The sequence below is a fragment of the Rhodococcus sp. 14-2470-1b genome (genome assembly GCF_002259415.1).
Taxonomy (GTDB): Bacteria; Actinomycetota; Actinomycetes; order Mycobacteriales; family Mycobacteriaceae; genus Rhodococcoides.
The window spans coordinates 1-14,372 of sequence record NZ_NPFY01000007.1 but is presented as its reverse complement, the minus strand read 5'-3'; the positions used below and the strand labels follow the sequence as shown (position 1 = coordinate 14,372).

At 64.8% G+C, this 14,372-nt stretch carries 14 protein-coding genes; 10 read left to right on the top strand and 4 right to left on the bottom strand.

Features of this window, described 5'->3' with window-relative positions; genetic code table 11:
• Nucleotides 1-26 precede the first annotated feature (26 nt).
• Complete coding sequence (thiM, locus tag CH293_RS04880) at nt 27-848, bottom strand: hydroxyethylthiazole kinase (protein WP_094719536.1); 822 nt, start codon at nt 846-848, stop codon at nt 27-29.
• Nucleotides 849-955: 107 nt separating this feature from the next.
• Here thiM and CH293_RS04875 point away from each other — a divergent pair, with 107 nt between their 5' ends.
• A complete protein-coding gene (locus CH293_RS04875) occupies nt 956-2,065 on the top strand; it encodes a pyridoxal phosphate-dependent aminotransferase (protein WP_255122700.1) in 1,110 nt (369 codons plus the stop codon).
• On the opposite strand, the gene CH293_RS04870 is transcribed toward CH293_RS04875, so the two are convergent.
• Entirely contained in the window at nt 2,062-3,054 is a 993-nt protein-coding gene (locus CH293_RS04870; protein ID WP_037145075.1) for a low specificity L-threonine aldolase, read from the bottom strand. The genes CH293_RS04875 and CH293_RS04870 overlap by 4 nt on opposite strands.
• Nucleotides 3,055-3,108: 54 nt before the next feature.
• Here CH293_RS04870 and CH293_RS04865 point away from each other — a divergent pair, with 54 nt between their 5' ends.
• Both CH293_RS04865 and purB read left to right on the top strand, forming a co-directional pair.
• Nucleotides 3,109-3,759 (top strand): TetR/AcrR family transcriptional regulator, encoded by a 651-nt coding sequence (locus CH293_RS04865; RefSeq protein ID WP_037107384.1) that lies wholly within the window; start codon nt 3,109-3,111, stop codon nt 3,757-3,759.
• 11 nt (nt 3,760-3,770) lie between these two features.
• Nucleotides 3,771-5,189, top strand: a complete 1,419-nt coding sequence (gene purB / locus CH293_RS04860; protein WP_094719534.1) for an adenylosuccinate lyase — start codon at nt 3,771-3,773, stop codon at nt 5,187-5,189.
• Here the strand turns inward: purB and CH293_RS04855 are convergent.
• The gene (locus CH293_RS04855) at nt 5,175-5,975 is read right to left on the bottom strand and encodes an HAD-IIA family hydrolase (protein ID WP_037107387.1); all 801 of its coding nucleotides are present in this window, start codon (nt 5,973-5,975) and stop codon (nt 5,175-5,177) included. The two genes, purB and CH293_RS04855, sit on opposite strands and share 15 nt — an antisense overlap.
• Nucleotides 5,976-6,032: 57 nt before the next feature.
• On the opposite strand from CH293_RS04855, the gene CH293_RS04850 reads away from it, so the two are divergent.
• Genes CH293_RS04850 through CH293_RS04820 form a run of 7 tightly spaced genes read left to right on the top strand, consistent with a single transcriptional unit; the run spans nt 6,033 to nt 12,725 of the window.
• Nucleotides 6,033-6,464 (top strand): HIT family protein, encoded by a 432-nt coding sequence (locus CH293_RS04850; RefSeq protein WP_037107388.1) that lies wholly within the window; start codon nt 6,033-6,035, stop codon nt 6,462-6,464.
• Nucleotides 6,465-6,523: 59 nt separating this feature from the next.
• Entirely contained in the window at nt 6,524-7,564 is a 1,041-nt protein-coding gene (locus CH293_RS04845) for an iron ABC transporter permease (protein ID WP_094719533.1), read from the top strand.
• A complete protein-coding gene (locus tag CH293_RS04840; RefSeq protein WP_094719532.1) occupies nt 7,561-8,613 on the top strand; it encodes an iron chelate uptake ABC transporter family permease subunit in 1,053 nt (350 codons plus the stop codon). The genes CH293_RS04845 and CH293_RS04840 overlap by 4 nt, the downstream gene beginning before the upstream one ends.
• Nucleotides 8,613-9,458: an ABC transporter ATP-binding protein gene (locus CH293_RS04835; protein ID WP_094719531.1), complete on the top strand. Its 846-nt coding sequence runs from the start codon at nt 8,613-8,615 to the stop codon at nt 9,456-9,458. The genes CH293_RS04840 and CH293_RS04835 overlap by 1 nt, the downstream gene beginning before the upstream one ends.
• Before the next feature lie 39 nt (nt 9,459-9,497).
• Nucleotides 9,498-10,796, top strand: coding sequence for a lysine N(6)-hydroxylase/L-ornithine N(5)-oxygenase family protein (locus tag CH293_RS04830; protein ID WP_020113369.1), 1,299 nt, complete (start codon nt 9,498-9,500; stop codon nt 10,794-10,796).
• 60 nt (nt 10,797-10,856) lie between these two features.
• A complete protein-coding gene (locus CH293_RS04825; RefSeq protein ID WP_037107395.1) occupies nt 10,857-11,804 on the top strand; it encodes a methionyl-tRNA formyltransferase in 948 nt (315 codons plus the stop codon).
• A 30-nt stretch (nt 11,805-11,834) separates the two neighbouring features.
• On the top strand, nt 11,835-12,725 hold the full coding sequence (locus tag CH293_RS04820) for a siderophore-interacting protein (RefSeq protein ID WP_019663636.1): 891 nt from the start codon (nt 11,835-11,837) through the stop codon (nt 12,723-12,725).
• A gap of 320 nt (nt 12,726-13,045) precedes the next feature.
• Here the strand turns inward: CH293_RS04820 and CH293_RS04815 are convergent.
• On the bottom strand, nt 13,046-14,372 hold a 1,327-nt coding region (locus CH293_RS04815), incomplete at its 5' end, for a phosphopantetheine-binding protein (protein WP_255122699.1).

The following is a 14,372-nucleotide window of genomic DNA, read 5'->3' as shown; positions in this document are numbered from 1 at the left end:
GACGAGTACGCCTGTGGATGGACCGGTTACAGCTCGAGCGGCTCGATCCGTGCCCGCGCGCGGATGTCGTCCGGAGTGACCGAGGCGAGGGCGTCGAGGTACGCCACCGAGAAAGATCCGGGCCCCGACGACGTGTGTTCCGCCAACTCCGCTGCCACCGCCACGTGCGTGTGTGCGGCCGTGAGCCCGGTCAGCGAATCCGGGGTGACGGCCAGGTAGGCAGCGACGAGTGCGCCCAGCGAGCATCCCGTTGTCGTGACCTTGGTCAGAAGGGGACTGCCACCTCCGACCGTGAGGCCTACTGGACCGCTGCTGCCGCGCCCGACGAGGTAGTCGATCGGTCCGGAGGCGGACACCGCGTCAGCGTGGTCGAGTAATGCGATCGCGGCCGGTACGGCGTCTTTCGAATCGACCGAGCTGTCGACTCCGCGTGTCGAGCTGCCCAGGCCTGCGAGTGCGACGATCTCGGAAGCGTTGCCGCGGATAGCCGTCGGGCGCCGGGTGAGCAGGTCGGCAGCCAGGGACGTACGCCACGGGAGGCCGTCGACGCCGACAGGGTCGAGTACCCACGGTGTTCCGGCTGCCACCGCTCCGTCGGCGGCAAGAACGAAAGCCTCGGCGGTGCCGTCGTCCGGGGTGCCGAGGTTGACCAGTACCCCTCCTGCGACCGCCGCGAATGCGGCAGCTTCGTGCACGTTGTCGATGTGTGCGTTGCTCGCACCCGCCGCAAGAAGGACGTTGGTGACGAAGTTCGCCGAGACGACGTTGGTGAGTGACTGAACCAACGGGGTCGTCTCGCGCAGTGCGTCGAGAGCATCGGCGACGGTGTGTGCGGTGGGGTGTGTCATACGAATCGACCTCGGGTGGTTGGGCAGGCGTACCCCACGAACGTAGCGATAACCTCGAGCGCGTGCGTACTCCGTCGTCGAGGTCCGAGATCCAGCCCTTCCACGTCATGGACGTGTTCAAGGCTGCTGCCGTGAGAAGTCGAACGCACGGGGACGTGCTGTCGCTTGCTGCGGGGCAGCCGTCGACGCCTGCGCCGGCACCGGTGCTGCGGGCCGCTCGTGAGGCTCTGGACGGTCATCTGCTCGGGTACACGGAAACTCTCGGCATTCTGCCGCTTCGGGAAGCGATCGCGGCGTATCACTCGGCCGAGTCGAACATCGACGTGCACCCCGACGAGGTGGTGGTGACGACCGGATCGTCCGGCGCGTTCACGCTGCTGTTCCTCGCTGCGTTCGACGTCGGGGACACCGTGGTCATGGCCCGTCCGGGGTATCCCGCGTACCGGAACACGCTCGCGGCCCTCGGCTGCCGCGTCGTCGAACTGGACTGCGGCGCCGAGTCGCGGTTCCAACCGACCGTCGCGATGCTCGAAGAACTCCCCGAGCCGCCGAAGGGGTTGATCATCGCCAGTCCCGCCAACCCGACGGGAACGATCGTCGACGCCGACGAGTTGGCCGCGATCGCCCGGTGGTGCGAGACCAACGGAACCCTCCTGATCTCCGACGAGATCTACCACGGCATTTCCTACGGGGACGTGACGACGTCGAGCGCGTGGGAGACCTCGCGCACCTCCTCGGTCGTCATCGGATCGGTGTCCAAGTACTTCTCGATGACGGGGTGGCGACTCGGGTGGATGCTGCTGCCGTCGTACCTGCACCGCGCGGTGGAGCGCCTGGCGTCGAACATGACCGTGTGCCCGCCTGCGATCTCTCAGGTAGCGGCCGTCGCGGCGTTCACCGAGGAGTCGCGCGCCGAGCTCGACGGCCACGTCCGGCGCTACGCCGTCAACCGGCGGATCCTGCTCGACGGATTGACCGCGGCCGGCGTCACCGACCTGGCACCCGCCGACGGCGCGTTCTACGCCTACGCCGACATCGGGCACCTGACGCAGGACTCACGGGCATGGTGCGAGCGCATCCTCGCCGAGACCGGTGTGGCGCTCGCCCCCGGTGTCGACTTCGACACCGTGCACGGCCACCACACCGTCAGGTTCTCGTTCGCCGGGACCACCGAGCACGTGGAAGAGGCTCTGACCCGCCTCGCGCCCGTGCTCTAGAGACGACTCAGGGCTTCCTCGATGTCGGATCGTGAGACATCCCGGTGGGTCACGAATCGAGTTCGTCCGACGACGCTGACCGCGGCGATCCCGAGATCGGCGAGCTCGGCGACGGTCAGTGGTCCGTCGGCGAGAACGATGTTGGTCTGCGGCTCGTCGACGGTCCAGCCGCGCTCGCGGAGGCCGTCGGCGAGGAGACGGGCATGGGCGTGGTCGTCGGCAAGGGAGTCGACGGTGTCCAGCGCCACCAGACCCGCCGCGGCGAGGACACCGCCTTGGCGCACTCCTCCACCGAGCATCTTGCGGATCCGCCTGGCCTCGGTGATGCGGGCGGAGTCGGAAACGAGCATCGAACCTACCGGTGCGCCGAGTCCCTTGGACAAGCAGACCTGGACGGTGTCGGCGCCGCGCGTCAGATCCGAGACCGGTACCCCGAGCGCCACGGCCGCATTCCACACGCGCGCGCCGTCGAGGTGCACCTTCAGTCCCTTCGCGCGCGCTGCGGCCAGCAGAGCCGTCCATTCGTCGGCGTCGAACACGGCCCCGCCGGCGAAATTGTGGGTGTTCTCGAGGCACAACAACGTCGTCGACAGCGTGAAGTACGGCCCGGAGCCCGCAGCGGCGGTGACGGCAGCAGGCGTCGGCCGCCCTGGTCCCGCGTCGTGCGGCAGCGCGAGTGGCATTCCCTGCGCCAGCCACGCCGCTGTCCCCAGCTCGGAACCGAGGACGTGTGCATGCTCAGGAGCGAGGAAGGCGTCACCGCGTCGTAGATGGAGCATCAACGCGATGACGTTTCCCATCGATCCACTGGGGACCCACAGTGCGTTCTCGTACCCGAGCAGGTGCGCTACGCGCTCCTCCAGCCGGGCCATGGTGGGGTCGTGGTCGAGAACGTCGTCGCCCACCTCGGCGTCGTACATCGCCTGCCGCATCTCCGGTGAAGGGCGCGTCACGGTGTCCGAACGGAGGTCGATAGTCGAAAAGTGCATGATCTTCACGATTCCACACCGTTTACCTCAGACGAACCGACGCGGGCTGGCACCATGATTCGAATGTCAGCAGGTCCCACCGATTCGCCGAGCAAGGCCTCCGGTGCGACCCCGAAAGGGGAGCGCCGACGGCACGCATTGTCGTGCGCGGCGGCGGATCTACTGGTGGAAGGCGGATTCGACGCCGTGCGTCACCGTGCCGTTGCCGCGAAAGCGGGGCTACCGCTGGCGTCGACGACCTACTATTTCGAGTCGCTGGACGACCTGATCGCCTGTGCCGTCGAACTTCTGGGGACACGTGAACTCGAAGTGATGCGCGGCCGGATCGATTCGTTGGGAGACCTGGCGCACGACACCGGTTCGACGGTCGCCTTGATCGTCGACCTTCTCATCGGACCACAGGGAGCGGTCGACGACGGCCCTGAACGTTTGATCGCGCGCTACGAGCGCTTCATCGCCTCTGCCCGGCACCCGCAGCTCCGCGAAGTCCAGCTGCGGTTGCGCGCGCAGACCGACGATCTGCTGACCGACGTCCTGCGCAGATCCGGCCGAATCGTGCAGGAGCAGCAACTGCGAAGACTGGTAGCGGTCGTCGACGGCGCCGTCGTCGGAGCTCTCGGCGAGGTCGACCCGGAACCGCGGGCCATGGCGTCGTCGATGCTTCTCGCAGTCCTCGACGTTCTCGCTCCTGCCGGGGCTAGCTAGACTGGGCAGTCGTGACCATTCCGAATGTCCTCGCCACCCGTTACGCCAGCCCTGAACTGGTGGACCTCTGGTCTCCGGAACACAAGATCGTGCTCGAGCGTCAGCTCTGGATAGCGGTCCTCAAGGCTCAGTCCAGCCTCGGCGTCGATGTTCCGTCCTCCGCCGTCGCAGATTACGAACGTGTGCTGGATCGGGTGGACCTGCAGTCCATCGCCGAGCGCGAGCGCGTGACGCGCCACGACGTGAAGGCGCGCATCGAGGAGTTCAATGCTCTTGCCGGTCACGAGCACATCCACAAGGGTCTGACCAGCCGTGACCTGACCGAGAACGTCGAACAGCTACAAATCCTGCGGTCCCTCCAGCACATCCACGCACACGGTGTCGCCGTCGCAGCCAGGCTCGCGGAGAAAGCCGCCGAATACTCGTCGATCGTGATGGCGGGAAGAAGCCACAACGTCGCAGCCCAGGCGACGACGCTGGGCAAGCGCTTCGCATCCGCCGCGGACGAGACACTGATCGCTCTGGTCCGGCTGCAGGAACTGATCGCGCGCTACCCGCTTCGCGGAATCAAGGGCCCGATGGGCACCGCACAGGACATGCTCGATCTGTTCGGCGGCGACTCGGCCAAGCTGACCGCGCTCGAGCGGATCGTTGCCGATCACCTCGGTTTCCGGCACGTACTGACCAGCGTCGGCCAGGTCTACCCGCGTTCCCTCGATCACGAGGTCGTATCCGCGCTCGTTCAACTCGGTGCAGGTCCGTCCTCGTTCGCACACACCGTCCGTCTGATGGCGGGCCACGAGCTGGTCACCGAAGGCTTCCAGCCGGGTCAGGTCGGGTCGTCGGCGATGCCGCACAAGATGAACACCCGCTCGTGTGAACGCGTCAACGGCCTACAGGTCGTGCTCCGCGGCTACGGTTCGATGGCCGCCGAACTCGCCGGCGCACAGTGGAACGAGGGCGACGTCTTCTGCTCGGTCGTCCGCCGCGTGGCACTGCCCGATGCGTTCTTCGCCATCGACGGAATGATCGAGACGTTCCTGACCGTGCTCGACGAGTTCGGCGCCTACCCGGCCGTCATCGCCAAGGAACTGCAGCGCTACCTGCCGTTCCTCGCGACGACGAAGGTGCTCATGGCCTCCGTGCGCGCCGGCGTCGGCCGCGAGACCGCGCACGAGGCGATCAAGGAACACGCAGTGGCCGTCGCGCTCGCGATGCGGGAGCAGGGCCAGGAGCCCGACCTTCTCGATCGCCTCGCGGCCGACGATCGAATCCCGCTGGATCGGGCTGCGCTCGACGCAGCCCTCGCGGACAAGTCGGCCTTCATCGGATCCGCCGAAGCGCAGGTGGCGGCCGTCGTCTCCGACGTGGAGACGCTGGTCAGTCAGTTCCCGTCGGCCGCGAAGTACTCGCCGTCACCGATTCTCTAGGACACCGGGAAGGTCTGCGACCGAGCCGATGACATGGTTCGGTTGCAGGCCGAATTCCTGCTTGGATCGGCGGTCGAGCACGTCCTGCTGGAACTTTCCGGTGCGGACGAGCACCCCCGTCATACCCACGACCTGAGCCGCCAGCACGTCGTTGTCCAGATCGTCGCCGACCATCACGACGTCCACCGGGTCGACGCCCATGCGCTCGGCAGCGGTCTGGAATCCGAGCGGTGCAGGCTTGCCGATGGCTTTCGCCGTGTGCCCCGACGCCTTCTCCATCCCCGCCAGATACATTCCGGTGTCGATGCGCAGTCCTGCGCCCGTCGTCCACATCAGGCTCCGGTGCATCGCGACGACGGGAATTCCCCGGCAGAGCCAGTCGTAGACGCGACTGAGGCGTTCGTGAGTGAATTCGGGACCTGCGCCGCCGACGACCACGACGTCCGGATCACCGTCGCCCTCGTCGACGAACTCGATTCCTGGCATGTCCCCGGCGATGTCACCGTTGTTGATCAGGACCGTGCGCGCCCCGGGATAGGACTGACGCAGGTAATCGGCGGTCAACGACGACGCGGTCACGATCTCGTCGGCGTGGACCGGCATGCCGGCTTCGGTCAACGCGTCGGCGATCTGGGATCTGGTCTTCGACGTGGTGTTGGTGAGGAAGGCGCGTGCGATGTCCTTGCTGTCCAGATAGTCCAGCGCCTCGGCCGCACCCGGAACCGGCTGCCACGACGTGACCAGCACGCCGTCGATGTCGAAGAGAACCCCGCCCAACAATCCCATGGGCGAACTCTAGTCGGGGCGCGGGGAGGTCGCAGTCTCTGCCTAGACTTGCGAGGTATGAATCCGTACACGATCTTCGCCGAAATCATTGCCGGGAACGCCGAATCCAGCCTCGTGTACTCCGACGACGTTGCGGTGGCGTTCATGGACATCAGGCCGGTCACGAGGGGTCACGTGCTCGTCGTGCCCCGCACGCAGGCGCGGTCGCTCGCCGAGCTGGAACCGGACGTCGGAGCGCACCTGTTCGTCGTCGGGCAGAAAGTCGCGGCCGCGCTGCGGGCGACGAATCCGCGCATCGCCGGCGTCAACTTCTTCCTCGCCGACGGAGAAGTGGCGGGCCAGGAGATCTTCCACGTCCACCTGCACGTCATCCCGCGGACCGTGGGGGACGGTTTCGGTCTACGGGCGCGTCCGACGTCGCCGCAACGGTCCGAACTCGACGCGCAGGCAGGCGACATCTCTCGCGCGTTGGGTGCCGCGGGTAGGTAAGCCGCGCCTGTGTAAGGTGTACCTAATTCGAGTAGGGCAGGTATTCCGGGAGCACCACGATGACGACGGTTGTGAAGACGGGTGACTCCGGAGGTCTCGCCCAGACCAACGCCCGACGCACCGCAGGCCTTGTCGTCGTTGTCGCCCTGCTCGCAGTGATCTGCCTGCTCAGCATCGCCGTCGGTACCAAGTACATTCCGTTGAACGAGGTGTGGAACGGATTGTTCGCGTACGACGACTCGAACGATGCCGTCATCATTCGCGAACTTCGAGTCCCGCGAACGGTTCTCGGTCTCATCGTGGGAATCGCACTCGGCGTCAGTGGTGCGCTGATCCAGGCCATGACCCGTAACCCGCTGGCGGACCCGGGAATTCTCGGTGTCAACGCCGGAGCTGCGTTCTTCGTCGCCCTCGCGGTCGGTGCGCTCGGCTTGACCGGTATCTGGTCCTACATCTGGTTCGCGTTCCTCGGTGCGATTCTGGCCACGGTCGCGGTCTATGCACTCGGGTCCATGGGGCGAGCAGGCGCGACGCCGATTCGGTTGACTCTGGCCGGAATTGCGCTCGCCGCGGTCCTCGGCGGTATCACCTCCGGCATGCTCCTGCTCGACCCGGCAGCGTTCGACAAGATGAGATTCTGGGGCGCAGGCTCGCTGTCCGGCCGGGGCCTCGACATCTCCTTCGCCATCGGACCTTTCGTGCTCGTCGGACTGATCCTCGCCCTCGTCATCGCACGGCCGCTGAACGCAATCGCTCTGGGCGACGACCTGGCTCAGTCCCTCGGCGCGAAGGTCACCCACACCCGCACCATCGGCATCGTCGCCGTCACGTTGCTCGCCGGCGCCGCTACCGCAGCCGCAGGCCCCATCGGCTTCGTCGGACTGATGATCCCGCACATGGTCCGCTGGTTCGTCGGGCCCGACCAACGCTGGATCCTGCTCTACACCGTCGCGGCAGCACCCTGCCTGCTGCTGTTGTCCGACGTCGTCGGCCGTCTCGTCATCCGGCCGGGTGAACTGCAGGTCGGCATCGTCACCGCCTTCGTCGGCGCTCCGGTCCTCATCCTTCTGGTTCGACGTAAGAAGGTGAGTGGGCTGTGAGCTCGGTGGATTTCGGTCGGCGAGTTCGTATTCTGCGTCTCGCCGACGACGAGGTCAGCGGTCGCATCGACGTCAGGACCGTGGTGGTGTGCGCCGTTCTGGTCGCACTGTCGCTGGTGGTGTCGGTCGTTGCACTCGGCTCGGGTGATTACTACATTCCGCCGGGCGAGGTTCTGCAGGCGCTGTTCTCCGATGCGCCGCGGTTCACCGAACTGGTGGTGATGGAGTGGCGGTTCCCTCGTGTCGCGCTCGCACTGTTGCTCGGTGGCGCACTGGGGGTGTCGGGGGCGATCTTTCAGTCCTTGACGCGAAATCCTCTGGGTAGCCCGGATATCATCGGGTTCGACACGGGTGCGTACACCGGTGCGTTGATCGTCATCCTGACGCTCGGCGGTGGCTACTACCAGACCGGAGCGGGAGCGCTGATCGGCGGAATCTGCACGGCTGCAGTGGTGTATCTGCTGGCATTCAAGAAGGGTGTGCAGGGGTTTCGGCTGATCATCGTGGGAATCGCCATCAGCGCCGTTCTCGCGTCGGTCAACACGTGGTTGATCATCAAGGCCGATCTCGCCGACGCCATGGCCGCGGCCGTGTGGGGTGCGGGCAGTCTGAACGGGCTGGGGTGGGCGCAGGTAGGACCCGTCGTGCTGGTTCTGGTGGTTCTGACGCCTGCCATCGCGGTCGTCGGCAAGAGATTGCCGATGCTCGAGATGGGTGACGACGCCGCCAAGGCCCTCGGTATCAGCGCCGAGCCGACACGGTTGATCCTCATGGTGCTCGGTGTCGCGCTGACGGCGCTGGTGACTGCAGCCGCAGGTCCAATCTCGTTCATCGCGCTCGCCGCCCCTCAGCTGGTTCGACGGCTGACCAGAACGGCAGGGGTCGCGTTGCTGCCGTCGGCGGTCATGGGCGCGTTTCTGTTGGTGCTCAGCGACTTCGCGGCGCAGCGTCTGTTCGCGCCGACGCAGTTGCCCGTCGGCGTCGTCACGGTGTCCATCGGCGGCGCGTACTTCGTCTGGTTGTTGGCTCGGGAAGGTAGAAAACAGTGATGTCGAATACGGGGACTCGGGTGCGGGCCAAGGCCCGGCTGTACGCCGAGAACGTGACCATCGGGTACGACAAGCGCGTCATCAGCGAGAACCTCTCCGTCGAGATTCCCGACGGCAAGTTCACCGTCATCGTCGGACCCAACGCGTGTGGAAAGTCGACGCTTCTGCGTGCGCTGTCGCGGCTGCTGAAGCCCGAGGCAGGCACCGTCCTGCTCGACGGCAAGGCCATCAGCTCGTATCCGGCGAAGGAAGTCGCGCGTCGGCTCGGGCTGTTGCCCCAGACATCGATCGCACCCGACGGCATCTCCGTCGCGGATCTGGTTGCGCGTGGCCGGTACCCGCATCAGAAGCTGATCAAGCAGTGGTCGAGGGACGACGAGGCCGCCGTGGTGTTCGCGATGAATGCGACCGGGGTGACCGAACTGTCCGGCCGGCTCGTCGACGAGTTGTCCGGTGGCCAGCGTCAGCGAGTGTGGGTTGCGATGGTGTTGGCGCAGCAGACCCCGTTGATGCTGTTGGACGAGCCCACGACGTTCCTCGACATCGCGCATCAGATAGATCTGCTGGAGCTGTGCTCCCAGCTCAACCGCGAGCAGGGGAACACCATGGTCGCGGTGCTGCACGACCTCAATCACGCCTGCCGCTACGCCGATCACATCATCGCGATGAAGGACGGTGAGGTGGTGACCAGCGGGCGTCCGGCGGAGGTCATCACGGCGGACCTCGTCGAGTCCGTCTTCGGGTTGCCGTGCCGCATCATCGAAGATCCCGAGTCGCACACTCCGTTGGTCATTCCGCTGGCGCGAGTTGGTCGGCCTAGACATGTGGACATGAAGATAGGTTAGGCTTAGCTGGTTGATCCCTCGACTGACTAAGGACGGCACGTGCCCAAGGTGAACAGCGCTCGCGACGTGGTGGACATTCTCGGCGTCGGATACGGCCCATCGAACCTGGGGCTGGCCATCGCGCTGGCCGAACGCAACGAAGCGGTGTCCGAGAGCGAACAGATCACGTCTGCTTTCGTCGAGCGTCAACCGGAGTTCACGTGGCACCCGGGAATGCTCCTTCCGGATGCCACGATGCAGATTTCTTTTCTCAAGGATCTCGCGACGCAGCGGAACACTCGCAGCGAGTACACATTCCTTGCCTACCTCCGGCAGCGAGATCGATTGAACCACTTCATCAACTTGCAGACGTTCTTTCCCTCGCGCATCGAATTTCACGACTACCTGCGGTGGTCGGCCGACAAAGTCGACGCGGACGTGTTGTACGGGAGCACGGCCACCGAGGTGTCGTGGAACGGTGAGCTGTTCGAGGTACGCGTCAGTGGCGCGGAAGGTGATGGCCTGCTGCGTGCTCGCAACGTGGTGTTGGCAGGCGGACTGACGGCGACTCTGCCGGACGGAGTCACCTCGGGTGCACGTGTATTCCACAACCATCGTGTCCTCGATCATCTGGATTCGTTGCCGTCGACGCCCCATGGAAGATTCGTCGTCGTCGGTGCCGGTCAGAGCGCCGCCGAGGTCGTCGCTTACCTCCATGAGCGCTACTCGGACGCTGAGGTTCACGGTGTGTTCGGAAAGTACGGCTACAGCCCCGCCGACGACAGTCCCTACGCAAACCGGGTTTTCGATCCAGAGGCCGTGGACGATTTCTACGTCTCCACCCCCCAGCTCCGCGAGCAGTTGATCGCCTACCACCGAAGCACCAATTACTCAGCGGTGGATCTGCCTTTGATCGAGGAACTGTACAACCGCGAATACACCGAGCGAGTGACGGGCAGACGTCGATTGTTCGTCCGCGGTGCGTCCGAGGTGAGTGTCCCGCGAGAGACCGACGGTGGCGTGGAAGTTACTGTGTTGCACCGTCCGACGGGGCGCGAAGAAACGCTCACCTGCGACGCTGTGGTGTATGCGACGGGCTTTCGTCCGCTCGACCTCCACGGGATCCTCGGCACACTTGCCGACGACTGTGTATTCGCAACCGACGGCACGCCGGAAGTGGAGCGAGACTACCGTCTACGGACGTCGTCCCACATCACCGGCGGAATCTACCTGCAGGGTGGTACCGAGCACTCTCACGGACTCACATCATCCCTGTTGTCCAACATCGCCGTTCGATCCGGGGAGCTCGTGGATTCGTTCGAGTTGAGACGCTTCGCCCTCGTGAGCGGGAATCGATAGGGAGACTGCTCCAGTTGTTCGACGCTCCTTGTTCGATGTCGTTTCGAAGAAAGGTTGGCCATGCGAGTGGTGATGTTCGGTTACCAGACCTGGGGGCACAAGACCCTGCAGTCCCTGATCGACTCCGTGCACGACGTGGTAGGTGTTGTCACGCATCCGACCAGCGACCAAGTTTACGAAAGCATCTGGGCCGATTCCGTCGAGGACCTGGCTCGCGAACACGACGTTCCCGTCCATCTTGCTCGCCGTCCGGACGCAACGATGCAGAAGCAGATCCAGGCCTGGAAGCCGGACATCATCGTCGCCAACAATTGGCGTACTTGGTTGCCGCCGGAAATTTTTGCCCACCCACCGCATGGAACGCTCAATCTCCACGACTCGCTGCTTCCGAGGTTCACTGGTTTCTCCCCGATTGCGTGGGCGCTTATCAGCGGTGCCGACGAAGTAGGACTGACCGCGCACCGAATGGACGGCGAACTCGACACCGGTGACGTCCTCACCCAGGCTGCAATTCCGATCGGACCCCGAGACACTGCAACGGAGTTGGTACGGGCCACCATCGATCTGATTCCCGGCGTGCTGCTCGAAGCACTCGAGCGCATCGAGTCCGGAACCGCACAGTGGCGTCCCCAAGACCTCGCGCAACGCACCTTCTTTCACAAGCGGCACGAAACCGACAGTCTGATCGACTGGTCGTGGGAAGCGTCGGACATCGACCGGCTGGTGCGAGCGATGTCGGATCCGTACCCGAATGCGTTCACCTACTACCGCGGTGAGCGTATTTCGGTCGTACAGGCTCACGTGTCAAAAGGCATCTACGGCGGGACGCCAGGCAGGGTGTTCATCCGCGAAGGCGACGGAATGGCCATCGTCGCCGGCCCCGACGCCCACCGTGGCCGTAATCACGCCCTCGTCATCGACCGTGTCCGAAGCAGCGACGGCACGGAATACTCTGCGCTCGAATACTTTCCGAGCGGCGGCGGGTACCTCACAGCCGATTCACGCTGAATCGGACAATCTATATCGGAAAGGTTTCACGTGGCGATCAAAGGATTGCAGCGCTTCTCCTACGCCGAGGTGGTGAGCGCGAAGCGTATTTCTCCCTCGCTCGTGCGCGTCGTATTCGGCGGCGACGGATTGGCCGACTACACATCGAATGGCACCGCTGACGAGTGCGTCTCGCTCTATTTTCCGGCCGAGGGCGAAGACAAGCCGCCGGCCATGACCGAGAAGGACGGCGACTGGGCCTATCACGACATCGACGAGCCCGAGCATCGCAACTACACGGTTCGGGTGTGGGACGCGACCGCCAAGGAAATGACGATCGACTTCGTCGCTCACGAGGGCGGAATCGCGGCGGCATGGGCCCTTGCGGCGACACCCGGTGACGTCATTGGATTATGGGGACCGCGCGGCTGGTACGACCCGCCCAGTGACACTGCATGGCAACTCCTCGTCGCCGACCTGACAGGATTGCCTGCTCTGTCCCGAGCCGTCGAAGAGTTGCCGGCCGGCTTTCCTGTCCGGGCAGTCGTGGAAGTCCTCGACGAAGGCGACAAGATCCCGATCGAGACGAGTGCGGACCTGAGCATCGAGTGGCTGATCGGCGGCAACGGGCATTCGCCGTCACAGCTGGCCGACGCCGTACGTGCCGAACGCCTTCCAGAGGGACCGGGCTATGTGTGGTTTGCGGGCGAAGCGGCTGCGAGCCGGGATGTGCGCAAGTACCTACGCAAAGAACGAGGCTTCGGCAACGCGCAGTTCGAGACCATCGGGTACTGGCGCGTCAGGGCCGAGGAGTGGCTCCAGAAGTACGAAGCCGTCGAAGATCAGCTCCACAGTGAGTACCAGCAGCTGATCGACGCCGGAGTCGAAGAAGCAGATGCCGACAACCGCTGGGAGGAGATGCTCGAGGAGGCCGGGCTGTAACTGTCCGCGGTGGGTGCACCAGAGATGTGCGTGCCCTCGCCAGCCACGGTGCCGCCCTCCAGGACCACGATTCGATCGCACACTCGTGCTTGCGAGAGTCGGAGGGCATGATCCGTGCGCGTACTTCCCGCCGTGCGACCTCCCACACAGCCGCACGAATCCGTGCAGCGCGTCCGGGACCGGCTTGGACTGCTTTCACAGTGGTAAGCGCCGACAGGGTGGTGAGCGCGCGTTCTTGCGAATCGTGATCCGCTGTGTCGGTGGTGTATGCGGGATCTCGAAGAAGGCTGGAATGTACTTGGTTGACTTCCACGCCGCTTTCACACTCGGCTGCGCTTGACGTCGGTCGCCGCGTCGAACCGTGCGGACAGCTCGATTCCCAGTGTTGCCACCGCGCTCTGCGACAGCCCGATGACGTCGAGCTCCACCGAACCATCGGTAACGGAAAAACGGATCACGCAGCGGTACGCGGTCTCCACGCCCTCCCTCGAGCCTGGGTCGGCGAGCTTTCCGACGGTGTTCGTCACGAGCACAATGGAATTGCTCGACTTCCGCAAGCTCCGCCGCCCGGCACGGTTGTGGTAGCGAAGCAACGAATACTGTCGTCGTTCGGCTTCGGACAGCCCGCTGATGTACGGCCACGTTGCGGTGAACGGGCCGATCGCAGGTCGCGGTGATGCCATAGTGGTTTCGAGATCGACCGTCACCTCTGTCGAGTCTCTCTGTGCAACCTGGCGAAGAGACTCGGCAATGAGCTCCGGCAAGTCCGATGCCTCGACCGCCAGGTCAGCCCGGATGTGTGCATGATTGCCGTCGGACCACATGGTCGAATCGCCGAGCCGGCTGACACCGGTCGCATCGACCCAACGCTGCGCGAGTTCGCCGTCGAGGTTCTGTCCCGCGGTATCGACCGCTTCCAGCGCGGTCTCGAGTGACACAGTCGCCGAACCCTCGACGTGCCCGGTAAGAATACGGGCGATCTCGTGAACCGAGACTCGGTCGGCAGCCGCGGCATGCGCAGCAACCAGTAACCAGCTCTGGGTGGGTGTGCTCCACGTTGCGATTGCCGCCGGTAGACCCTCCGTGATGCTGATCAACGATGCGACGCGAGAGGCTGCGGCGGAGTCACTGGTCTCCGAATCGAGTTCGACGACCTGCTTCGAAAGATCGACCGTTCCGGCGGGCGCGATCTCGGATGTCCACAGCCGACGGTTCAACGGCGAAACCCTCATCCGCAATGCATCGGTCCTGTTCACAAGCGAGACGAACGCGGACTGCAGTCCCGATAGAGCTGACCGGTCGATCGCGATCAGCTCGGTGTAGACCCAATCGTTCGGCTCGTCACCGGCCTCGCGGAGCCGTTCGAGCGTGGAAGAGGCACTGAGAGGAATCGGGTCTGCCGCGATCTCCGGAATGTCCAGGACCCCGGCCAGACCCGCGATCGTGCGCTTTTCGAAGACGTCTCGCACGGTGAACTGCAGGCCTTCACGGCGAGCTCTCGAGACGACGAGAATCGAGGAGATGGAGTCGCCGCCGAGGCGGAAGAAGTCGTCGTCGATGGACAAGGGTGCATCGCTGGGTAGTCCGAGTACGTCGGTGAAGATGGTGGTGAGGGTGATTTCTGTTGCGGTGGTGGGTGCTGTTCCG